The following is a 22,312-nucleotide window of genomic DNA, read 5'->3' as shown; positions in this document are numbered from 1 at the left end:
GCGGGACGGAACGGATGCTGAACAGTAACTTGCTTCGAAAGCTCGACATGCAGGACCTCATGGTGTTTATCGCCGTGTATGAGCAAAGCAGCGTCACGGATGTCTCGGAGACGCTGTGCGTCAGCCAGTCCACTGTCAGCTATTGCCTGAAAAAATTGCGCACCAGTTTCGAAGACGAGTTGTTCATCAACACCCGCACGGGCATGCGTCCCACCTACAAGGCCGGCACCATGTACGGCCATGTGCAGAAGATCCTCGAAAGCATCAACCTGTGCCACGCCGGTGCCCCGGCCTTCGATCCGACCCGGCAAGCGGTGACCTTCAATATCTGCGCCCCGGAATACTTCGAGCAATTGGTGCTGCCACGGCTGTTGAAGCGTTTCGACTTCGACGATTTGCCGGTGGTGGTCAACATGCACAAGTTCGAGACCGATGTGCCCGCCGACGAACTGCGCGACGGCAGCCTCGACCTGGTGATCTGTTTCGGCCCCAACTTCCACCGCAGCCACACCGACCTTAAATCGCGGATGCTGCTGGAGGACGATCTGGTCTGTGTCTTCGACAAACGCGCCACGCCGCTGGAACCGCGCCTGAGCCTGCAGGCCTTCACCGAGCGGCGCCATGTGTTCCCGACACCGTGGACTTCCACCACCAACATGGTCGATGGCTGGCTGGCGCGTCAGGCGCAGAAACGGCAGATCGTCGCGCGTTCCAACAGCTACAGCGCGGCATTGAAGATGATCACCGGCACCGACTTCATCCTCACCCTGCCCCGGCGCATCCAGCGCCTGCTGACCAACGACGCGGTGTTCAATCACTGCGAGGCGCCGAACGGCCTGCCGGGGTTTACCCTCGACATGCAATGGAGCCAGAACGCCGATCAGGACAGCGCCAACGTCTGGCTGCGCGAGCAGGTGATCAAGGTGTGCAGTGAGCTGGAAGCGGCCTGAGTCCTACATGCCGATGGCGGTCTTGGTGTAGGAATCGCGGTCGATATCGAGCAACTCCACACACAACTGCACTTCAACTCCGGCCGGCCACTCGCACAGATCCTGCAACACCGCCAGCAGGCTGTCCGAGAGCTGCTTCTTGATCTGCGGCGAACGACCGCTGAGCAGCGCCAGCTTCACATGGATGAAAGCACGCTCACCCATGCCGGTACCGACCTTGAAGGTCTCGACCTTCACCGCCCGGCTTTTGATATCAAACTCCGCAGCGAACTGACCGGAACCCACCAGGGCGTTGTTGAGCCGGATCAACGCCACATCAGCGTTCAACTGCGGCAGGTTGGCGGTGTATTCCATGTGCAGGTGTGGCATGGGGTGCTCCAGTCAGTCGGCAGAAAGGTCGTACATATACCACAGCGCTGCCCTACTCTCCTGTGGCTTTTTCCGAGGTTATCGAGGCCGACGCCTGACGCAATGCCAGGCTTTCCCACAGCGCCACCAGCACCACGATCGCCGTGGTCAGAGCCCCGAGCACCAGCGCCGAAAACCAGTGATTCAACGCCAATGCCAGCGCCAGCATGAGCAACACCAGCCCCGCCAGATGCGACAACGGCGGCAGCGGTCGGTCGGACATGACCCACTTGAACAGCGCATTGCCCAACAGAAACAGCCATGGCCCGCCCACGATCACCAGGATCCCGGCGTCACTGGCGTGATCCGGATGCACCAGCACCAGTTCGTCGGCCACCGCACTGACAATCACCCCGGCAACAATCAGCACATGCAGGTAGGTGTAGGCGATGCGCGCCTGGCGCCCGGGATCGCTCGAATGCGCGATGCGGTGATGCGCGCGCTCGGCGCCGCTGTCGAAGTACACCCACCACATGCCGATGCTGCCCAGCACCGCCACCAGAAACGCCATGACTCCGGTGGCGCTCAGCGTCAGTTCAGCGAACGTCGCACCGGTGACCAGCAACGATTCGCCCAGGGCGATGATCACGAACAGCGCGCAGCGCTCGGCCATGTGATTGCCTTCGACGTTCCAGTCACTCAATGACGAACGCCCCAGCCCCGGCACCCAGAAATACAGCGAAGGCGAGATCAGCTCGATCAGCAGCGCCAGCGCCCAACACAGCAGACGTTGTTGCCCGTCAAGAAAGGCTCCGACGATCCAGAACACGCCGGAGCACATCAACCACGCCAGAATTCGCTGGAAGTTGCGGGTCATGCTCAGCGACTCGCCACGCACCGCCCAGATCGCAAACAACGTGCGCCCGACCTGCATGAACACGAACGCCGAGGCAAACATCAGCCCGCGCGCGGTGAAAGCCCTGGGGATCGAGGACGACAGCAACAGACCGGCGACCATCAGCCCGAACAGGCCGAGACGGATCGGCAATTTTTCCGGGTCGAGCCAGTTAGTGATCCACGAAGTGAAAATCCACACCCACCACACCGCGACCATCAACAGCGCCACCTGCACCGCGCCCAGGATCGACAAATGCGCGAGCAACGAATGCGAGAGCTGAGTCACGGCAAACACGAACACCAGATCGAAAAACAACTCGACCATGCCGACCTTGCCACTGTCGAGACTGCCGCGCCCACGCAGCAACGATCGGGAAATGCTCATCGGGACAGGCCTCCGCCAAGGTTACTGCCATTGAGCAAAGCAGCCAGACCAGACGAACGCAAACCCTTGTAGGAGTGAGCCTGCTCGCGATGGAGTCGTGTCAGACAACATCAATGCGACTGACACACCCTCATCGCGAGCAGGCTCACTCCTACAGGGGAGATTTGTGGTGGGATTCAGGGGGCGGTCAGTGGCCGCTCACTCATGAACGCCTCAAGCCGCGACCGCAGCCAGCGCTCGGCCGGGTCGCTGTCGACGTGGCTGAGCCAGACCATCGACAGATCCAGCATCGGCGTCTTGAACGGAAACGGTTCCTTGAACAACAGCCCGGAGGCAGCCATGGCTTCGGCGGTGTAGTCCGGCAGGCTGGCGATCAGGTCGGTGCCGGCCAGCAATGCCGGCAGCGCACTGTATTGCGGCACCGACAACACCACATGCCGGGTGCGGCCGATTTCCGCCAGCCACTCATCGGCATAGCCGCTGATGTTGGCGGTGTGCGACACCAGTACGTGTGGGCGCGAACAGTATTCATCGAGGGTCAGCGGCGAATCCGAGGCGTCGGCGCGCAGAATGCTTGGCTGGATATGCCGCAGCAGTTTGCGCTTGGCATTTGCCGGCAGGCCCCGGGTCTGACTGATGCCGACGGTGATGTCGCCGGCGGCCAGCAGGTCGGGGATGCGCCAGTAGTCGACGTGTTGCACCACGAACACTACGCTGGGTGCTTCCTGACGCAGCGCCCGCAGCAACGGTGGCAGCAGGCCGAATTCGACGTCATCGGACAGGCCGATCCGGAACGTCATGTTGCTCACGGCCGGGTCGAAATCGTGAGTCAGGCTCAGCGCCACCGACAGCGAGTCGAGGGCCGGCGACAGGTACTTGAACAGCTCTTCGGCCCGGGCAGTCGGCTCCATGCGATGGCCGACGCGAATGAACAGCGGATCGTTGAACATCGCGCGCAAGCGATTGAGCGCCGAACTGATGGTCGGCTGGCCGAGAAACAGCTTCTCCGCCGCACGGGTCACGTTGCGTTCGAGCATCAAGGTCTCGAACACCACCATCAGATTGATGTCGGCCTTGCGTAATTCATTTCGATTCATCCATTGCCCCTACTCCCCGGTCTGCGGGCAGTTTAGAAAGGCCCATGGACAGCGTCTATGGGCGAAAGGAACAACACCGGCTCAATTCACCGTCAACGCCTGTATCCCGATCGCCAGCTTGCGCATGTCCTTGCCCATGCCCAACTCCCCCGGACTGATAGCGTTGGCGTATTTGAAACGAATATTCAGCACACCTTGTTGCTCGACACGCTGCTGCACTTCGACCGGCAACTCGACATTCAGGCGATTCGCTTCAGGCTTGACCAGCCGGGTGGACAGCACGCGTACATCGTTGACGAAAATTTCCACTGCTTGCTCGGTGTGTGAAGGGGCCAGCAGCGCAGTGGTTTCCAGCAAGAACGAGTGCACCCGAGCAGTCGGCCGCAGGGCAATTTGCGACTCATTCCCCTCGGACCAGGTGCCCCACGGTTCATTGTTCGCCCACCCTTTACCGAGGAAAAACGTCGCCAGACTGCTGGGATTGAACACGACTCTCTCGCCCGACTTGAGTGGCGGGATCAGCGTCAATGGGTCCGGGGCCGATATCGGCAGGCAGTCGGCGCAACGCTTCCAGCCCGGCGCCAACACGTTCAACCCGTCAATTCTGGCGAGCACATCGGTGTCGCGATTCACGGTCAGAGCTGCTTCCAGCACAGTACGGTTACTGAGCACGTACAGGGTATCGGCTGCATAGTTTCCAGAACTGACCATTCGATCCGACACCGCTTGAGCGGCTTCAGTGGCAACCGTACTGACGCGCCCAAGGTAGACCGCGTTGGTCGGCAAGTGATGGCGACCCGAGTAGTCGGCCAGGGTCATCCACTGTTCCGGATAATTCTCCGGTCGCAGCCAGCGCACTGCCTGATAACGCTTCGCCGCCTGCTCCCAGAACGGGTCGACCAATGGCGTCTTCCATGTGGGCGACGGCGTGGCCATGAATAAACCGCGCGACACCGCCCAACCGGCGCGCGTGTCTGCCACCTGAACCACCAGCGCCACACTCAGCAGCATCAACGCCACGCGCGAAGAGTGCCCGCGAATCACCACATAGAGGATCGCAAAAATGGCCATGTACATGATCGGCCAGATCATTCGCCCCGAGCCACGAAAAATCGTGGCCACGGCAACCACCGCATCCGGCAGCGGAATCCTGAATTCGAATGGCCCTACGCCGATATTGTTGGAAACGGCGAATATCGCCAGCCCTGCCAGCGCGAGCAAAACCAACGGGTAACGGCGAGCCTTGGCTCCCAGGTCAGTCGTCCCTTGCAGCACAGGCACCAAGGCAAAGATCCCCAGGCAGATCACGCCCAGGCCCAGAAATGCGAACCCGTCGCCGTCGCCCAGTACACCCGGCATGTCCTGCAAGGTATAGGACCAGACACCCGCATCGAAAAAGGTCAGCGCATTCGCCCGGAACAGGCCATACCCCATCAACGCCAGACCGCTGTCGCCTATGCTGAAATAACCCGCCTGCCAGCAGCAGACACTGACCAGCAGAAACAGACCGATCAACTCGATCAAGGCCTTACCCGGCGTCTGGCGCCGCTGAAGGGTTTTGGCGGCAAGGTCGGCAAGCCAGATTAACGCAACCATCGCCAGCAAATAAGCGTGCACCAGCGCAGCCGCCGCCAGCAGCGCGCCCCAGGCGAGGCGGCGTTTCGGCGTAAAGGGGCGCAATGCCAGATATAACCCTGCCAGCAACAGAAAATGCCCAGCCAGGGACAGATGTACGCTCATGCGGACGATCATCGCCGGAATGAACAAAAACATTCCTGCACCAAGCAAACGCAACGCCACGTCGCGACTGAACAGGCCAATCAGCTTCCAGGCAAACCAGCTCTGCAGAATGAAACACGTCAGTAGCCACAACCCGAAATACTGGAAGGGTTCAGGCAACAGGGCTGAGAACGGTTTGAAGATAAAGGCGAACAACGGATTGGAATCCGAGAAAATTATCCCGTTACCCAACTCCAGCCCATAGCTCGGGTTAAGCCCCAGTGGAAACGTCCAGGGCGAATGACGAAAAAAAACCCAACCCTGATAGTGCGTGGCGGGGTCGCCGTCGCCCAGCCATGCAATGTTCATCGGGTTCAAGGCACGTGGGCCGACCACAATGAAAAACGCCAGAATTCCCAAGAGCACGGGCAGCAGCGCAGTCGCCCGATGTGTTGCGGAGAGCTTCATCGATACGTCCAGAAGTTGTGCAAGACAAACGTGAATGCCGGAATCGTCAGCGCCACCGCGACAATGCCCAACAGATAATTCAACCCGGCCACCTGCGCGGCCCAGGCGACAAACATCGCCAAGAGAAAACCGCACGCCGATACCGATAAAAATCGCAGCAATGTTCTGCCGTGCAGTCGGGCGGAGAAACTCCAGGTGGTGTTGATCACGTAAGACACCACCGTCGCCACGGCAAACGCCACTCCGTTGGCCAGCGGCGGTTGCGGCGCAACGAAATTGATGAACAGTACAGCCACCAGCGCATGCAGCGCGGTGACGAACAGACCGGTCACGGCAAAGCGCAGACCGCGCTGGATCAGCGTTTTCCTTTCAACTGAAGTCACGGTTTTTGCGCCAGCACGAACACGCTCAGCCCGGCCAGACGGTTGTGGCTCATCAGCGGCAGTTCGAGGCTGCACAACGTCTTGAGCACGCCGTTGACCAAGGGATGATGGCGTTTGAGCTGAGACTGCGGCGCTGCGGCCTGCGGCCCTTTGGGCAGCAAACGCAACGCCGCCGCGATCGGAAACACCGCGCCGAAATAGTAGGCACCGCGCTGCACGCTCAAACCGGCATCACGGGCCAGGGTTTCAAACTGCGGCAGGGTGTAGCGGCGCTTGTGTTCGAGGAAGTCGTCGTGACCGCTCCACAGGAACTGGAACGCCGGCACGGTCATCAGGAAACGGCTGCCGGACGGCACCTTGTCAACGTAAGCCTTGAGCAGACCAAGGTCATCGTCGACATGCTCCAGCACATCCATGAGCAGCACCAGATCGGCGTCGATGGCGTCGATATCGCGGCGGTAATGCACCGGTTTGCCGGCGGTGGTCGCATCGGAATCGGCGGGGTAACTGATGTCGACGCACCACGCTTCGCGCGCATCGGTTTGAGTCAGCAGGTGATGGGAGAAGAAACCCGAGCCGGCGCCCACGTCGAGAATCCGCGTGATCGGTACATCACCGAGCAGACGACGAGTCGCCGCCGCTTTGGAGCAGTAATACCAATGCTCACCGATGCTGTCGCCGAGGATATCGGTTTCCTTGAGATCCATGTTTCAGTCCTTGGGGTCGTAGACGCGACGCACCAGAAAAACCGGCCGGCGTTTGGATTCGATATAAGTGCGGCCGAGGTACTCGCCGAGTACGCCGATGCCAATCAATTGCAGGCCACCGAGGAACGTCACGGCCACCATCAGCGAGGCATAACCGGGCATGTCGACGCCGTGGATCAGCGTGCGCAACACGATAAAAATGGCAAAGGCAAAGGACACCAGCGACACCGCGGCGCCGATGTAAGTCCAGATCCGCAACGGTTCGGTACTGAAACTGGTGATGCCTTCCAGGGCAAAATTCCACAGCCGCCAGCCGTTGAATTTGCTCTGCCCCGCCACGCGCTCGGGCCGCTCGTAATCAACGTGGGTAGTCCGAAAACCGACCCAGGCGAACAGGCCCTTCATGAAGCGCCGGGACTCGGGCAAAGTCAGCAAGGCATCGACTACACAACGGTCCATCAGGCGGAAATCGCCGACGTTTTCCGGCAGCGGTTGCTCGGCGATCTTGTTGTGCAGGCGGTAAAACCAATGCGCCGACGTCTGCTTGGCCCAGGTGTCGCTGCGGCGGCTGACGCGATGACCGAGCACCACTTCATAGCCCTCGCGCCATCGCTCGATCATTTGCAGAATGACTTCGGGTGGGTCCTGCAGATCGGCATCGATAGGCACCACAATCTGCCCGTTGGCGATTTGCAATCCCGCAGACAACGCCGCCTCTTTGCCGAAGTTACGGCTCAGATCGACGATGCGCAGCCGCGAGTCGTGCCGCTGACGATCCAGCAGCCGCTCAAGTGTGGCATCAGTGCTGCCGTCATTGATGAACACCAGCTCCAAAGCAATTGAGGCTTGGTGCTGGAAGACTTCATCGATGCGCAGAATGAACGCGTCGAGACTGTCCTCCTCGTTAAAAACCGGGACAACCAGCGATAACGTGACCCGTGTGGCCTGTGCCGTTCCATGCTCAGTCAATGGAGTGCTCTTTTTATAGTGTTTGTCGGTCGTCGAAGCATTTTCAACGCCATGAGCCGTCCCGTATTAAGCAGTAGCGTCGATAGCCTTGCAAGGTGCAAAGGGCGACATTCTGGCCAATCCAGACGCCGATGCGTGCGCTCTAGCCCGCACTCTTCAGAAACATCTGCCAACGATTGGAAACAAATACCCGATAGCGAAAAAAACTCGCTCCGCTAGGCTTGCGACGATGCGCCACACAGGTTGTCGCAAACACCATCGCAAGGAGCGAACTGAATGTATTTCGAGATCTACAGGCAATCCCGAGGCACCCCGAGCACCGGCAAAGGCCAATGGCGCTGGAGACTGCGGGCGGGGAACCACGAGACGATTGCCAGTGGCGAGTCGTATGTGAACAAGGCCGATTGTTTACACGTGATCGAGTTGATCAAGGGTGTGCAGGGGGAGACGCCGGTGAAGGAAATCTGATGGCGCCGCGTCCTACAGCCTCTTCCTTTTTCGTCTGAAGCACTGGCAAAGCACTTTTGCGCCCCTACGCTGTTCAGCGTACGGGGCCATCCAGCCCTGTTTCGCCAAATGACGTTCAAACTAAAAAGGAGCCGCACCATGGCTAGAGACAAAGCGAAAGACGACAAGCACTTCAACTGCACCCAAACACACGAAGCCGACTACGTCGCCAGCCTCTATCCGCACGCCAAGGACGAAGTGAAAACCTTCCTGGCCTCGGCTTGCAAGGACAATACCCTGCGCAACTCGACGCACAAGGAAGTGTATGACCTGATCAAACAGAAGCTCGGGCATCCGCAGCCGTGAGTGGCTGAGGCGGGTGCTCGGTAAAACTCGCAGATACAAAAAAGCCCCGTAGCTTCTCAGCTACGGGGCTATTTGCTCTGCTCGGGAACGACGTACATAAGATCTTGTAGTTCCACTTCAGAATCAAGCTAGGCATGGGCCTCTCGGTCAAGAACATCCGCAACCCACTGATTAATGCTTTTTTGAGCCAATTGCGCTTTTACGGCAACAGTCGCATGAAGAGCTGGCGCCAAACGCAGACTGAGATTGCCCGAATAAGGCCTTTGCGGGGCACGACCCAGTTTTGCGCAAGTCTCCAGATAGTCAGTAACAGCCTCTTCGAATGCTGACCGAAGCTCTTTCACAGATTCGCCATGAAAACCTACTACGTCCTTGATCCCAGCGATATGACCAACAAAAAGACCATCTTCATCACTGTATTCAATTCGGGCTGCATACCCGTTGTAATTCATCACGTTCATGGAGTGACTCCTGCTTGTTCAAGGAAAGCCCGAGCATCACGAACCTGATAGGGCTTTGCTTCTTTATCCGGGTGAGGTCGGTGGAACGTAGCAACCACACCTCTTAATTCAAACCGAACTCGCGAACCATTGCCTTCCACGGTTCTGGCCCCGACCGCATTGAACAGAGACTCGATGCGCGCCCATTCCAACGTGGCGGGTGTGGGTCGTGAAAATATAGCTGCGAGCGTACCGAGTTGTTTGTTGTTCATAGTATTACACCATGATACCGCGCAGGAAAAATTGACAATCGCGATTCATATCGCTGATCCATGAAGCGCCCCCTTGAACAAGCGGACAACGCCACCCTCCAAGCTTGAAAACGGCGTCTTTTTATCCGAATCCGGTCAATATTGGGCACATAGGTCAGGATAAGGAGTGATTGGAAATAGAGCTGTAGGTAGACTCCGAGAGTTACGTACGAACCGGCATCGATCGAGTCACATCCGATTATCGAGTTTTCAACCTCGGGTTCCGGCGACAGGATTTGCTGATTACTCAAGCGAGCAGAAACAAAAAAGCCCCGCAGCTTCTCAGCTACGGGGCTTTTTCTATATATGGCGGAGAGATAGGGACTCACCATTTGCAACCACGAACCCCAACAAACGCCGTATTCACTGGCTTTCCCGGCGATTTTACGTAGACTCTTTACGTAGAATTAGTGGAGCAAGTCACCATGCCGAAGGCCAACAATCTCGAACTTCAGGGCGGCACCTACCATGTCAGGCTGGACGTCCCTAGGGATGTTCGGGACTCGTTCGGAGGTCGCCGGATACTGTCTCAATCGCTGAGGACTGGGGTGCATAAGGAAGCCCTTGATCGCCGCCTGCCAATCCTTGCCGCATGGAAAGCCCAGATCAAGGCTGCACGTGAAGGACGAGCACTCCCAGAGAGTTGGCAGGAGGACGTCTCAGCGGCAATTGATCAGGTTGATCAGTGGACGCAACAAGCCAAACGGGCAAGGATCGGCGAAGACGGGACGACAATGCCGACTCCAGACCCTGAGGATCTCAGGAAAGCGATGGAAGATACCAAGCTAGTTGCTGTGCTGACGAGTTTGATCGAACGTCGCCGAAGTGAACCCATGGGAATGATCAAACTGGAAGATGACTTAGCCGCTCTAGGTAAGCAGTTTATCGAGCATCAGATTTCCAGCTCACACCGGCTATCTGCGCAACAGAGCCAAGAACTGGAAACACTGGTGAAAGATCCGGCCAGCTACAAGGCTCGCTCGCCAATTACGAAAGCCCGGCTTGCTTCATTCCGCACCCACAGGCTTGAGCATCACGTTGCACCCAAGACGGTGAATCAACAAGAGTCGAAGCTGTTGAATCTGTCGGAGCATCTGCAAACGACCGGCGCCAAGCTCGATTTCGATTCGGTGGTTGCATGGTTACAGGGCATGAAACTCAGCAGCAAGACCAAGCAACAGTATCTGCTTGCTGGTAGTCAGTTCTGGCAATGGGCGATGCAGCATGAGCCACAGTGGCGACAGACCTTCAAAGGGCACGTGAACCCATTCGAAAAACACACCTTACCCACGCTCAAGGGCAAGGCCAAACTTGACGCGAAACGGAAGGCGTTCACCGTTGAGGAAGTCGGCACCCTGTACAAAGCAGCGAAAGAACAGAATCTCGGCGCGCTACCAGACTTGATCCTACTGGGTGGATATACCGGCGCTCGAATCGAGGAACTGTGTCAGCTTCGCAAAGAGCATCTGATTACCGTGGACGGGGTGAAGATGTTCGATATCGTGGATTCGAAAACCGTCGCGGGGATTCGACAGGTGCCAGTGCATCCCAAGCTAACGGCACTCGTGGATCGACTCGCCGAAGCTTCCACTGATGGCTATCTGGTGCCTACCGACTGCAACAACAAATACGGGATTCGTTCGGATGCTCTGAGCAAAGCATTTGGTAGATTGAAGACAGCCATGGGCTTTGATCGAACCCGCGTGTTCCATTCGATCCGTGCAACGGTAATCACTCAGTTGGTGCGAGCAGACATCGCAGACAGGCTAATCAAGGAGCTTGTAGGCCACGAAACTGGAACGGTGACGTTCGACGTGTACTCGAATGGATCATCACCGAAACAGAAGTTTGCCGCGATATCGAAGCTGCCCATTATTCGGACTTGAGATAAGTATTTATTGACTACTGGACCTAGCATCAGCTAACAACTTGTTGAGTTTTTTCCAGTGGGATCGCAACTGCTTCCTAATGGATTGGGAGTCCATAATATTCGCGGCCCTAAACCCATAGGAAATGAAATTCCTACGACCAAGGTAGCTATAACCCCGGTAGATAGTTCGGAGAAAAAGCTCTCGCGGAACCTCTCCTCTTCCAGCTCGAAGTTCATTACAGCGATCCATGGCCTTTTTACTTACCCAGATACGTTTGCGAAGCTTCTTATAATATCGAGTTATAGAAGATGAGCGAATGTGCTCACGCTGGCCATCAAACGAAAAACCAAGATAATGCACCGGCTTATCAGCACGAAGATTACCAGCAGCATCAAGTGTGAATTGTCGAATCTCCGTCTTCTTCTCTTGCAAGTTCAACCCAAGTTTTTTTATCTCTTTATTCACAAACTCATAAATATCATTCTCCTTTTCCAAATCACATATGACGAGTATGTCATCACAATAGCGATAGAACACAGACTCTGTCAGGGACAACTTGGAAAGTAACGCGAGATCAAATTCCAACATATAGATATTAGATAAGAGGGCACTTATTGGAGATCCTTGCGGAATGCCCCGCGAATCGGGATTTTTAGCGAGAAGCCCTCCACCTCTCACCTCGTCACGGAATTGCTTAGCCGTACAGAGGCGCTTATCCTCAACGCGTGGATTATGGATGGACACACCAAGCTTTTTATAAAGGGCGACTTTATCGACGCTAGAGGTTTTGGTAATGGCCTTATAAACTGCAAAATGATCAGCCGGAAGTTTATCGACTCCTAGAAGCTTCGCCCAAGCCCCCTTCAACCGGGAGTGATCAAGGCGATCAAAGAATTTTTCAACATCAAAGGCGAGTACACAGCACTCCCCCTTTGCCTTGATTTCGCAGAACGCATCATGTGCAAAATGAATATTATTTTTCCCGTCAACTGAGCGAAAAGCCAAAATTGATGTATGCAGACCACGCCGAACCAACTCTTTCTCATATAACTGATTCAGAAGAAAGCAATAATAAGCATATATATGCGAATCCAAGTGAGCGGAATAACTAATTGGTCTAGGCTTTGGATTCTTCACAAACACACCACGATCATCATCTAACCGATACTTCAGAATCACTGAGGTGTACGTGATAAAAGGATAAAAAGAATGAGTTGCAACTTTCCGGGGAGATGAAACGTAATCTAGTGCGGCTTTCTGGCCAACAGGACGATCAAAATGGAGATATTTTCTAGGCTTGTACCACGGCAACTCGTCCATGCTCTCACCTTGATAAGCCAACCGGTGGGACTAGGATGGCGGCAATCCCTACACCGCCCCACCGGCTAAACTTAATGCTCTAAACATTATCCATCTTTTCAGACTAGGCCGCGTATTGCTAGAGTTGACGTATAGTGTCAGTATCACGATTACATCTGGAGGTTCTCAATGAAGAGATTCCGCGTGCTGTTGTTCGCCATGTGTATCCCGCTGATAAATAATCATGGGTGGCTTGACAACTTGTGATCCACCTCGTGGCCTAATGCCACAAGCAGTTTGAATCTAGCACAAAGAATGAGACAGCGCCTATAGCGCAGACCATCATTTTTTCGCTACCACTCCCCCCCGCCAAAATTCACTGAGCACCCTTGCTCAGCTTCTGCGTTTGCGTCTGAAAAATAACGTCGGCTCGGTCTTGCCAGCGCCGTTAAGCGGTGTGCGACAGGGGCTTATCCAAACGCTGAAAAAGTAGAAATAACCTGACGTCCTGTAGCGCTCTCAGACGCTGCCAGAGGCTTGCAACGGTACGGGTTATGCACGGACTTTAGAAACAACAAAGCCCGCTCAAGGCGGGCCGATGGACTGTCTCAGCAAGACTAGCTCTTCATGGCACGTTGCACGCTGCTCAGGCTTACACCAAGGGCCTTTGCGACCTTACGGAACGATGCACCCTCTTCCGCCATTGCCTTGCGTATGGCTTCGTCATCTACCGTCTTCACCCGCCCCTTGTAGACACCTGCCGCCTTGGCCTTCTGAATGCCTTCTGCCTGACGCTCACGGATCAATGCACGCTCGAACTGAGCAACACTACCCAATAGGCCGAGCATCAGCTCTTGCATGGGATTGGCTTCACCAGTGAAGTGAAGTTGTTCCTTATGAAACGAGACCGCCACGCCCTTGGCAATCATCCCCTTGACCAGTGAGAGCAGGTCTTCGAGTGAGCGAGCCAGACGGTCGATGCTGTGTACGTGGAGAACATCGCCTTTACGGATGTGGCGTAGCATCGCCTGCAATTCAGGCCGGTCTGTTGTAGCGCCTGACACCCTGTCAGTGAACACTTCATCCAGTGCAACGCCGTCTAGCTGGCGACCAGTGTTCTGATCGACCGATGAAACCCTGATGTACCCGATGCTTGCCATAATGCACACCCCCGTATTCATTTGCCTCTAGAGGCTAGGAGTATGGATGTACCCATTATCCAATAGCAACCCTAATGAATACAGTATTCGTATTCACCGACAAGTGGTCGCAAGGGTGTACTCATTTGAATACATCAACCATTTCGTACCGTGTTGATTGCTTCGGTCAGGGCCTTGGCGTGCAAATCCAACCCTTCGAGCGCTGCTAAGGCGTTGTCAGCGGCACCGTTCCCTCCTTGGCTGGCAACCCATTGGCTGATTTCTTCCAGCGCGGCGGCGAGAGCGTGCTGGTTGCTCAGCAAGAGCGTGAGCGCATCAGCCGTGGCGATGTTGGCACTTGTATTGTGTGACATGGCAATCATCCTTGAGGGGTGGCGCAGGAATCGTAGCGTAGCTCTGGGTAGGCTGGGGCTAGGGGGAGTGATTTTGCAGAAAACGGTGATTCCAGCTCAAAACTGCCGTTTTGGCGAAGAAACCTCGGATTGGGGCGTTCTCACCGTATCGGGCTTATCCATGGATTACGGGAAGGCCCGAAAATGCAGGGCTGCGCCATAGGCTGGGGGCCAGCGCGGGCAAAATCTGACCACCAGTCTCTGAGGTTTTATCTATGTTTTCAGGGATTTAGTAAGGGTTGTAGGGAGTGCTTGAATAGCTATACCCCACTCTCGGTTTCACGATTTTGGAGGCAACCACCTCGTTATTACCGACTTGAACAACGTAGCTCAGCGACTCGATACCCTGATCTTTAGCAGCGGTAATCAGCTGACTATCAATAATACCGGTGATGTCATTTATCACGGTCTTCGTCAAGACGTTATAGGTAAAGGTTCGCGCCCAAACGGTGTCCACGCCGGTCAATTTTTTCCACTCAAGGTTCTCGGCAAGGTCTTTGTTAAAGTCTTTGCGCTGCTGATCATCAGCATTAGACAAGTCGAGTGATAGCAAGCAGTAAATCATGTGGCCTTTCCTTAGACAGAGTGAGTGGCCAACGTACCTCGAAGAACGCTGAGAGGCAATGCCAATGAGCCACTATCAAGGTGGTATGGGGTGGTGGCACCTCAACGGTTATGACCTCTGCTGCTTTACAGCGATGTCACGGATTGTCTGGATGTTCTGGTGAATTGCAGACAGTGCGAACCAGATACCAGATGCAACGCACCCAGCAGCGAACCCGGCGAACGCACCGATATATTCGTAGTTCCCACGGGAGGCGTAATACCCAAATATCGTGGCAATGATGATCCCTATCCAAGCGATGATGTCTACCACCGTGATAACGATATTCTTAAATTCCATTGCTCACTTCCTTATGCTGATTGATGTGAGCAGAAGCGTACCACCGCGCAAGCGTCCAGCTAAGCAGCGAAGCTGACAGGGCTTTGCAGGGTTGCTTCGCTCCGCTTGCGGGATGCTATTACCCTTGCCGGGCGCTGCGCTCTGAACACGATTGGCTGGTATGGCGGGATACGCTCGTCGTTGTCCATGGTGCTTGTATGGCGCTCTACGAACTCCGTCAGCACGTCGCGGATAACTTCAACAGGCTTGCCGTGGAGCACGTCAAACACTGCCTGAGCCTCATCAGCGTTGAGGGTGGTTCTACTCATGTGTAGCGCTGTGAAAGGGCTTACACGCTTGCAGATAATGTCCAGCACCTCGGTTAGTTCTGGTCGGTGATGAGCATGGCGTTCCAGCTCCTGGGACAACACTTGAAACGGGGTGAGGATCGTTGTCTTGATCTGGAACCCACTCCCCTCCTTACCCTCTAGTTTGACCTTGAGCGCTGCTAGCGCCTTACCTGACATCCCATCAAGAGAGTCCAAGTAGTTACGTTGATCAGGCACTGTTGGGTCTAGGTGATCATGTAGCCAGCTCAGCATCTTGTGGCGTTGGGTTGGCTGGATCTTGGCAATCTTCACAGTCTCGGCGACCACGTCAGCACCAAGAAAGGCAATGATGCGTTGCACGGTTTGCTTACGTGGGGCGCCCTTCTCTACCGAATGTTTCGATACCAGCGCGTTGCGGCTGATGCTCAGCCCTTGACCGTAGTGTTGAGTGCCGTGTTCACGGTTGAGCTTGGCTGGCACCACTACCAAGTTGGGAGCGTGGTAGAGGCCTATGGTCTTGCATCCTTGCACTGGGTGAATGTGGCTGATCTCGTAGTCCTTGGTCTCTCCGTAACGGTTCGCCCTGAGCTTCAGCTTGTACACGTCGTAGAGGGCTACCAATGATTCGACGGTGTGGCCCGTGAGGATCTGGAGTGTTCCGGCACGCTCACATTCGTAGGCCAAGTGATAGAAGAACGCTGAGTGGATGGCGCGGTTGGTACGGGATACTCGGCGTTTCTTCTTGGTGGCTTCTTTCTGGCACTGGGGAGTGCAATAGATCTTCTTGATGCTGGTGGTGCGGAAACGCTTCTTGCAGTTTGGGCACGTAGGTTGGCGTGTAACCTTATTCTTGTTCGGTGTTGCTGTTGTCATTGAATGCTCCGTCTCGGTTAGCAGGATATGTAGGCTTGGGATTGATTACGCTGTATGCGTGGCGGCATTGACCACTACAAAAGGCTTCCACTTTCGGTGTTTGGAACTTGGTAGAGCAGTGGCGACATGTGCATGTCTTCATGCGGTGAACACTCCTTGAGCGAAGCGAGGGAATCCCTCGTATGGGATTGCTGGGTTACCGTCTGGATGTGTGACGATCCAACGGATGTTTCCAAAGGGGTTGATGATTTGCTTGATTACAAACTTCTTACGTGTTGCTCCGATCAGGGTCATGGCAGCGGTTAACGCCGCCCCTGATGATTTGAATTCGAATGGCAGCGCCATACAGTTGTCTCCTGTTGAATGGGATAAACATGTGTGCTCACGCACACGAAAAATGGCTACACCCCTTATAGAACAAGGCGTGAGGCGTATTGAATCATGCGATTCTGCTACTAGAGAGGCGACACTTTCTTTTCTGGAACTGGTAAACGGTGATCACTCAGAATATTCCGCTGAGCAAGTTCCTCCGTCGCACCTGCTAGCACTGAAGACCAAAGCGTATCCAGCACAGTTGGTAGTTGATGCACTACATCCACGCCGTAAGTTTCAGCGACATAAAGGCCGCAAGCGGCCCTATAGTCTGGTTGACTGGCGATCTCACCGTATTTCATTGCTTATGCTCCTTGGGCAGTTGAGAAAGTTTCAAGTCGATTCGCTTATCAAGCCATGCATGCATCCCTTCTCGTTCGTTACTGAACTGCACTTGCAACTGGTTGTATTGCAGTCGTAGTGCATTGTCGGTGTAATCACGGGAGAGAACGTTTGCACGATCCAACATATATGTAGTGAACACGCCGCCTGCGAAAATTTGTAGGACACAGGCAAAGATGATGGTTTGAATAATGGATTTCATCACTCTATCTCCGTCTGGTCAGCACGAACTGTACGCAATACCTTATTGAATTCATCGTGGAAGGTCTCAGCCGAAAGCTGTTTCACTTCGGTGGCATCCATACCGCGAGCATCCACATTTACAGAGACATTAACCTCGGTGTGACTCTGGTCAATCTTGCTTTCAGCAGGCTGGACAATACGACCGTTATTGGGATCATCTGGCGACATCCAATCACTAGGCAATGCTGTTTGCTTACGCTGTTGTTGAGCCGAGGCCTCCATGATATCCGCTGCTGTATACGCAGGCGGCAGACGGAACTGGCGAAGTTTGCCATCAGCAACATTCTCAGAATCTTTGCCGAGTTCTGAAGAGCCGATGCGGAATACATCGAAACTTTCGCGTTGAACTGGGTTGATATGTCCGCCAGCCCAACGCCCCCTGTTCTCCTCCGCTGCTGACTGATCATCTGCAAGAGATGCACCAGTGAACAAACGACGAAGACCATTCAACAATCCCGGTCTTGCACGATCATCCAAACTTGCTTGTTCATTCGGTGATGCTGGTTTCAATCTTGGGCCAAGTGCAGCACCAACTGTACCCGGTAGAGCATTCGGATCTTTCTGCATGGCATTTGGCGTGGCGTTACCATTCACATCGTGTCCTATCAACATGCGAATCAAACTTGTGTTGAACTTGGTCAATCCTTGGTCGAATGTCATCAGGGATTCTTTCAACGGCTGTAGCGCTGTGTTCAGTTCATTCTCTGCCTTGATCCGATCCAGAATGACTGCCTTCAACTCAGCGTTAGTATTGACTGTGTTGTCATTCAGATAGGCTTGATTTTCTGCACGCTGTTGATTCGCGGCAATGGAGTTCATCTGTCTTGCGAGAAGATCCAAGTTCGCTTGCAGGAAGTTGCTCATCCCCTGATCGAAGTCAGCAGCCTTAATCTTCCCATCGGTTACAGCTTGCTTGAACCATCCTGCTTGCTCTTCAACTTTTCCCTTGAAGTTGAGACGGGTTGCAGCAGCTTGACGAATAGACGCAGCAACTACACCACCAACGGCATCAAACAAATCGTTGACGTCGCTTCCTTCCGGCTTCCCTTTTGCTCGGATCTGATTGAGTTGGTAAGCAGCGCGCTTCTGGGCTTCCTTATCGAGTGCAGCAGCACGGAACGTCGCTGACTGATCTTCGAACATCTTGGTGGCTTGAGTGAGAGTCTTACCTAATGCCAACTGCCCTTGAATGAACAGTGCGAAGGACTTTCCTGTCTCTACCGACACTTCCTGTCCATAGCGATTGCTGATATCAATGAACTGATCACGAGCAAACTTCTGGTTAGCTGGATTCTTCCCCCCGGCACTTTGGAGAGCAGAGTTGAAGCTTTCCGCTGTACTCGCACTTTCCTGACGTTGTTGGATACGTTCGTTCAAGTAGCCAATGCCTTTAACTAGGCTGTACACCGCTGCTAACGCAGCCGAGAAACCCACGGCCAGACCACCAAAGCCCATTTCCTTTGGCGCATCCTGACGGGCCTTCCATGCGGCGTGGCGCTCAGCCGCAAAGGCGAAACGCTGGCTTGATTGGTCGTGCTTAACCGCCGCTCTGGCTTCACGTACAGCAGCCGCTGCCTTGGACGCCTCGAATCGTTCGGCTTGGCGAATACCATTTGCACGAGCGTTCTGTAGAGCCACTTCAGCACGTTGCAAAGCTGTTTGGTGTGCTGCCGCCTTTCGTTGAAGCTCAACCGTTCGAGCCTGACGCTTTTGCAGAACGTCAGCCAATCTCGCTTGGCGAAGCTGAGACTGTTCGGCACTGGCTTGAACCTTCGCTCGGCCTAATTCAACTTTCAGAGCCTCTTGCTGTGCCTTGTGCTGTTTAGCTTGGAGCACTGCACGCGCCACTTGATCTTTGAGCGCATTACTTTGCAATAGGCCCTCTTGACGGGTGCCTGCACTGATAAGACGCTGCTCGGCAAGTTGAGTGGTGAACTGTTGACGGCGAAGTTTAGATAGCTTGGTTTCAGTAGCTAGTTCCTTGTCCAGCGACTTACGCACTTCAGCATCGAATTTCAACCTCTGAGCGCTCGCGCCCTTACCTGAAACACCAAACTTCATATTCAATTGCTTTTGCAGTTGCTCAGCATGGCGCCCTACACTTTGCATTTGTTTCTCTGCTTGCTTGAGAATTCCGAGAAACCTAGTCAGCGGCGCGCTTGAAACTTCAAATACCAGCTTACCAGTTAGGCGCGCCACTTCTTCTTGTAGACTCATTTCGTTTCACCGTAGGCGCCAAGACCATGTTTCAACTCCATGAGTCTTGCGAATACACGGTTGAATGCTACTGAGTTGTTCCCATATTGAGTTATGGTTGCACTGTCGTAGTAATCGCCTCGATTATTCTCTAGGTAATCGGCGAAGACAGTTTGCACACTGCGGGAACCTGACAAAGCGAAGTAGATAGATCCATCCTGAGTTCTAACCCAGCGGTAAGAGTAATCAACGTCGAAGCCGTGACATTTACGAAGCCATTGACCCATTGCACAGGCGAAGAGGCGAATCTTGGGATTTGTCATGTGGGTGATGCTGTGGTGTTGCGGAGATTTTTTCAGCTCTTGTTTCGGTGTAGCAGTTTTTGTCATTGCTTTCCTTTGTTCTTTTGGGCTTGTTTAGCCATTTCAACAATCTTATTGGCACGCTCTCTGGCTGCAAGTAGTTCCAGAGCCGCTTTAAATGCGTTTACATCCTCTTCCGAAGCTTCGTCATCCATTGGTGGCGCCTGCTTAACCACCGCCTCCACAGGAGCCTCTGAGGGGCTTGTAGCAAGTGTATCTCTGGCGTACTTCTCACGTAGTAGCAACTCCGTACCTGACAGAGTGGTTGGATCGATTTTATCGGTCATTGTGCACCTCCGAACTCACTCAATGGCAGAATAAGTGCAATACGAGCACCTGCAATAAACGCCTCAAGCACCGTAGATTCGTATTGGGCTTTGGTAATGTAGAACTTTGCATTCAAACCCATCTTGACCCATGCCATATCCAATTGTTTGTCTACTTCTGTGTCCAAGCGACTTCTCATTGTTTGCCTCCAAGCGCTGCCAGCACCTCAGCTTCAACCCTAGCGTACTCTGCCGCTTCTTGCGCTGCCTTTGCATCAAATTCAGCTTGTTGCTTTCTGCGCTTCTCGCCAGCCAATAGAGACTCAACTTCTTTAGCTACACACGCAGCCTTATCAGCTTCCAAGCGCTGTAAATATTCTTGCTCAACTTGAGCCTTGATCTGAGCGATCTCGTGTTCAACTTGTGACTCTGGCTTACGCAGAGAGAGAATTACCCAATCCAATGTTGGCCCTGCGATCAGTTTGGGCAGATGGGCAATCTCGCCAGTTGCTGTATATCCGAGACCGACAAGCTCAACGTATCTGTCGAGGGCTTGTTGCAGACCTTGCACCTCAAATTCTTCCATAACGCCAAGCTGCTCTCGGCCTTGGATATTGCATTGGGTGCGAGTGTTGTACTGCCCTACTTCGAAGTCTTGTAGACGTTTTAGATGCGCTGCATCTGGTTGGAACAATTGACTCATGGTGTTTACCTCTTCTGTTTTTATGGTTGGTGTTTCAGGCTTCTTTGTTGCTCGGTGATGGATCGACTTACACGTGGATTTGCAGAACCTCGCACGCATGTTCTTTGATGGAAATTCGGTATTGCAGACAATGCAACTTCGTAGAACGACAGCCATGGGCGTGCCTCCTTATTAAATATGTAGTATGTGGGTGTGTATATTTGGTTATTGGCGCGACTGAAAAATACTTTAAGTAAAAGAATCGGGTGAGACGGTTTGCGTCGCACCCGACAAAGTTACATGAGTGTTTTTGCGAATTTGGTTCGAGGGCGCGGATCTAACAACGCACCCTCTACAACTCTTTGGCCCATCGGAGTTGCCACTATGTGAAGTGCCTTCCTTGGGGAAGAGCGGCCAGATTTGACAGAGATTTCGACCATCGCCCCTGTCAGCGATGAGGGGGTTACCAACCCGGTCTTGCAAGTAGCTGGCCCAGACTTGCGACTGGAGTCAGAAGGCATTCTGAAAACCTTCGGCCACACGAAAACCAACCTCAGCGGACTGGGTCGGTCTCAATGTTTGAATTTGGTTTGGTGATGCTGTTGCGGAGGGGCTAATCCCGAGTAAAGAAATCTTCTCCATCCGTACACTATTATCGCACGACACCTGTTAAAATGCAAGCATTATTTGTGCCAACTTTAAAATACTTTCAAACAGTTGTTTGACTACGCACGAATCACCGCCCCAGCTTGGTCGGCACGACCCATACAGACTGCCCTCACGTGACGTTCAACCGGCTATGCTTCCGCACGGCCCACCCAAAACGGCGAAACGCTTGTCCCGGTTGCCGGAACCCTCACCAAGCCATTGATCCGTTTCGACACGCAACATCACATTGCTATTAATTGGATCCAAGCTACGCTCTTATTGCTTTCAGGCTGCGTGTTGCAGCCTGAGCAATACCTGCCATGGGGATATGAAAATGAGCAAGTCACCAATCGGAACCACCCGCAAAACCGGCGAGAAGTCACCAGAAAGCGGTGTATGGCAAACGCAAGATTCGCCTTCTACTACGGGGCCATTCGCGGAAGGCAACGTGTTTCCACCACATAACGGTAAAGCTGTTACGTGGAAGCTGATCTCCTACGCGTAAAACGCGTTGCAACAAGAAAGCCTCAGCGTATGAGGCTTTTTAAATACCCCCTCCCGACCACCCCCTGCTTACCCCCCCGCTCCCACTAGGCGCCCACGACCCCGCATAGGCGCTGAGACGGCTCGACAGGCGATGGGTGCAAATGACAGAAAAGAAGCTGTAGGAGCGCCCTGAGAGGGCTGTAGAGACAAGTATTTTACGTAGAATCGTTACGTAGAATTCTGAAATGCAAAAAGCCCCGAGACCAGAGTCTACGGGGCTTTTCAATGTATGGCGGAGAGATAGGGATTCGAACCCTAGGTACCGGTGAAGGTACAACGGATTTCGAATCCGTCCCATTCGGCCACTCTGGCATCTCTCCAACGGCGCGCATCATAACAACACTTCTGCCGAAAGCAAACC

27 protein-coding genes and 1 tRNA gene are annotated in these 22,312 nt (G+C 54.2%); 4 read left to right on the top strand and 24 right to left on the bottom strand.

Going from position 1 to position 22,312, the window contains the following annotated elements; all coding sequences use genetic code 11:
- Window positions 1–14: 14 nt before the first annotated feature.
- On the top strand, window positions 15–950 hold the full coding sequence (locus QRN61_RS25420; RefSeq protein ID WP_027614513.1) for a LysR family transcriptional regulator: 936 nt from the start codon (window positions 15–17) through the stop codon (window positions 948–950).
- 3 nt (window positions 951–953) lie between these two features.
- Here the strand turns inward: QRN61_RS25420 and QRN61_RS25415 are convergent, their stop codons facing one another.
- From QRN61_RS25415 to QRN61_RS25385, 7 genes are all read right to left on the bottom strand, one after another.
- Complete coding sequence (locus QRN61_RS25415) at window positions 954–1,319, bottom strand: 5-carboxymethyl-2-hydroxymuconate Delta-isomerase (protein WP_027614512.1); 366 nt, start codon at window positions 1,317–1,319, stop codon at window positions 954–956.
- Window positions 1,320–1,371: 52 nt separating this feature from the next.
- Window positions 1,372–2,580: a low temperature requirement protein A gene (locus QRN61_RS25410; RefSeq protein WP_285376051.1), complete on the bottom strand. Its 1,209-nt coding sequence runs from the start codon at window positions 2,578–2,580 to the stop codon at window positions 1,372–1,374.
- Window positions 2,581–2,756: 176 nt separating this feature from the next.
- A complete protein-coding gene (locus tag QRN61_RS25405; protein WP_027614510.1) occupies window positions 2,757–3,677 on the bottom strand; it encodes a LysR substrate-binding domain-containing protein in 921 nt (306 codons plus the stop codon).
- A gap of 81 nt (window positions 3,678–3,758) precedes the next feature.
- Entirely contained in the window at window positions 3,759–5,864 is a 2,106-nt protein-coding gene (locus QRN61_RS25400) for a DUF6311 domain-containing protein (RefSeq protein ID WP_285376050.1), read from the bottom strand.
- Window positions 5,861–6,247: a GtrA family protein gene (locus QRN61_RS25395; RefSeq protein ID WP_027614508.1), complete on the bottom strand. Its 387-nt coding sequence runs from the start codon at window positions 6,245–6,247 to the stop codon at window positions 5,861–5,863. The genes QRN61_RS25400 and QRN61_RS25395 overlap by 4 nt, the downstream gene beginning before the upstream one ends.
- Window positions 6,244–6,954: a class I SAM-dependent methyltransferase gene (locus QRN61_RS25390; RefSeq protein ID WP_027614507.1), complete on the bottom strand. Its 711-nt coding sequence runs from the start codon at window positions 6,952–6,954 to the stop codon at window positions 6,244–6,246. The genes QRN61_RS25395 and QRN61_RS25390 overlap by 4 nt, the downstream gene beginning before the upstream one ends.
- A gap of 3 nt (window positions 6,955–6,957) precedes the next feature.
- Window positions 6,958–7,923 (bottom strand): glycosyltransferase family 2 protein, encoded by a 966-nt coding sequence (locus QRN61_RS25385; RefSeq protein ID WP_027614506.1) that lies wholly within the window; start codon window positions 7,921–7,923, stop codon window positions 6,958–6,960.
- Window positions 7,924–8,199: 276 nt separating this feature from the next.
- Between QRN61_RS25385 and QRN61_RS25380 the strand changes: the two genes are divergently transcribed.
- Window positions 8,200–8,391, top strand: coding sequence for a YegP family protein (locus QRN61_RS25380; RefSeq protein WP_007963291.1), 192 nt, complete (start codon window positions 8,200–8,202; stop codon window positions 8,389–8,391).
- 138 nt (window positions 8,392–8,529) lie between these two features.
- Window positions 8,530–8,736, top strand: coding sequence for a hypothetical protein (locus tag QRN61_RS25375; RefSeq protein WP_027614505.1), 207 nt, complete (start codon window positions 8,530–8,532; stop codon window positions 8,734–8,736).
- Between the two features lie 128 nt (window positions 8,737–8,864).
- Here QRN61_RS25375 and QRN61_RS25370 read toward each other — a convergent pair whose 3' ends face one another.
- Together QRN61_RS25370 and QRN61_RS25365 are read right to left on the bottom strand one after the other, a co-directional pair.
- Window positions 8,865–9,197, bottom strand: a complete 333-nt coding sequence (locus tag QRN61_RS25370) for a type II toxin-antitoxin system HicB family antitoxin (RefSeq protein WP_027614504.1) — start codon at window positions 9,195–9,197, stop codon at window positions 8,865–8,867.
- The gene (locus QRN61_RS25365) at window positions 9,194–9,448 is read right to left on the bottom strand and encodes a type II toxin-antitoxin system HicA family toxin (RefSeq protein ID WP_081730304.1); all 255 of its coding nucleotides are present in this window, start codon (window positions 9,446–9,448) and stop codon (window positions 9,194–9,196) included. Before QRN61_RS25365 ends, QRN61_RS25370 begins: the two co-directional genes overlap by 4 nt.
- A gap of 464 nt (window positions 9,449–9,912) precedes the next feature.
- Between QRN61_RS25365 and QRN61_RS25360 the strand changes: the two genes are divergently transcribed.
- Entirely contained in the window at window positions 9,913–11,373 is a 1,461-nt protein-coding gene (locus QRN61_RS25360) for a site-specific integrase (protein ID WP_285376046.1), read from the top strand.
- A 9-nt stretch (window positions 11,374–11,382) separates the two neighbouring features.
- On the opposite strand, the gene drt2 is transcribed toward QRN61_RS25360, so the two are convergent.
- From drt2 to QRN61_RS25285, 15 genes are all read right to left on the bottom strand, one after another.
- On the bottom strand, window positions 11,383–12,678 hold the full coding sequence (gene drt2 / locus QRN61_RS25355; RefSeq protein ID WP_285376044.1) for an antiviral reverse transcriptase Drt2: 1,296 nt from the start codon (window positions 12,676–12,678) through the stop codon (window positions 11,383–11,385).
- A 596-nt stretch (window positions 12,679–13,274) separates the two neighbouring features.
- On the bottom strand, window positions 13,275–13,817 hold the full coding sequence (locus QRN61_RS25350; protein WP_285376043.1) for a recombinase family protein: 543 nt from the start codon (window positions 13,815–13,817) through the stop codon (window positions 13,275–13,277).
- A 134-nt stretch (window positions 13,818–13,951) separates the two neighbouring features.
- Complete coding sequence (locus QRN61_RS25345; protein WP_285376042.1) at window positions 13,952–14,170, bottom strand: hypothetical protein; 219 nt, start codon at window positions 14,168–14,170, stop codon at window positions 13,952–13,954.
- Between the two features lie 268 nt (window positions 14,171–14,438).
- Entirely contained in the window at window positions 14,439–14,774 is a 336-nt protein-coding gene (locus QRN61_RS25340; RefSeq protein WP_115988018.1) for a hypothetical protein, read from the bottom strand.
- 108 nt (window positions 14,775–14,882) lie between these two features.
- On the bottom strand, window positions 14,883–15,113 hold the full coding sequence (locus tag QRN61_RS25335) for a hypothetical protein (RefSeq protein WP_115988019.1): 231 nt from the start codon (window positions 15,111–15,113) through the stop codon (window positions 14,883–14,885).
- Between the two features lie 59 nt (window positions 15,114–15,172).
- Window positions 15,173–16,294, bottom strand: a complete 1,122-nt coding sequence (locus tag QRN61_RS25330) for a hypothetical protein (protein WP_285376039.1) — start codon at window positions 16,292–16,294, stop codon at window positions 15,173–15,175.
- 138 nt (window positions 16,295–16,432) lie between these two features.
- Window positions 16,433–16,639: a hypothetical protein gene (locus QRN61_RS25325; protein WP_285376038.1), complete on the bottom strand. Its 207-nt coding sequence runs from the start codon at window positions 16,637–16,639 to the stop codon at window positions 16,433–16,435.
- A 110-nt stretch (window positions 16,640–16,749) separates the two neighbouring features.
- Window positions 16,750–16,968, bottom strand: a complete 219-nt coding sequence (locus tag QRN61_RS25320) for a hypothetical protein (protein WP_285376036.1) — start codon at window positions 16,966–16,968, stop codon at window positions 16,750–16,752.
- Entirely contained in the window at window positions 16,965–17,210 is a 246-nt protein-coding gene (locus tag QRN61_RS25315; protein ID WP_285376034.1) for a hypothetical protein, read from the bottom strand. Before QRN61_RS25315 ends, QRN61_RS25320 begins: the two co-directional genes overlap by 4 nt.
- Window positions 17,210–19,468, bottom strand: a complete 2,259-nt coding sequence (locus QRN61_RS25310; RefSeq protein ID WP_285376032.1) for a hypothetical protein — start codon at window positions 19,466–19,468, stop codon at window positions 17,210–17,212. The genes QRN61_RS25315 and QRN61_RS25310 overlap by 1 nt, the downstream gene beginning before the upstream one ends.
- Complete coding sequence (locus tag QRN61_RS25305; RefSeq protein WP_115988024.1) at window positions 19,465–19,836, bottom strand: hypothetical protein; 372 nt, start codon at window positions 19,834–19,836, stop codon at window positions 19,465–19,467. The genes QRN61_RS25310 and QRN61_RS25305 overlap by 4 nt, the downstream gene beginning before the upstream one ends.
- Window positions 19,833–20,096 (bottom strand): hypothetical protein, encoded by a 264-nt coding sequence (locus QRN61_RS25300; protein ID WP_285376030.1) that lies wholly within the window; start codon window positions 20,094–20,096, stop codon window positions 19,833–19,835. Before QRN61_RS25300 ends, QRN61_RS25305 begins: the two co-directional genes overlap by 4 nt.
- Window positions 20,093–20,263 carry a hypothetical protein gene (locus tag QRN61_RS25295; protein ID WP_158556636.1) on the bottom strand — a complete coding sequence of 57 codons (171 nt, stop codon included), beginning with the start codon at window positions 20,261–20,263 and terminating at the stop codon, window positions 20,093–20,095. Before QRN61_RS25295 ends, QRN61_RS25300 begins: the two co-directional genes overlap by 4 nt.
- Before the next feature lie 8 nt (window positions 20,264–20,271).
- A complete protein-coding gene (locus tag QRN61_RS25290; RefSeq protein ID WP_147304781.1) occupies window positions 20,272–20,934 on the bottom strand; it encodes a hypothetical protein in 663 nt (220 codons plus the stop codon).
- A 1,247-nt stretch (window positions 20,935–22,181) separates the two neighbouring features.
- Window positions 22,182–22,271, bottom strand: a tRNA-Ser gene (locus QRN61_RS25285).
- Between the last annotated feature and the right edge of the window lie 41 nt (window positions 22,272–22,312).

Source organism: Pseudomonas sp. lyk4-TYG-107, assembly GCF_030209055.1.
Lineage (GTDB): Bacteria > Pseudomonadota > Gammaproteobacteria > Pseudomonadales > Pseudomonadaceae > Aquipseudomonas > Aquipseudomonas putida_A.
The sequence above is the reverse complement of the archived record's forward strand: the minus strand, read 5'-3'. Positions and strand labels throughout refer to the sequence as shown.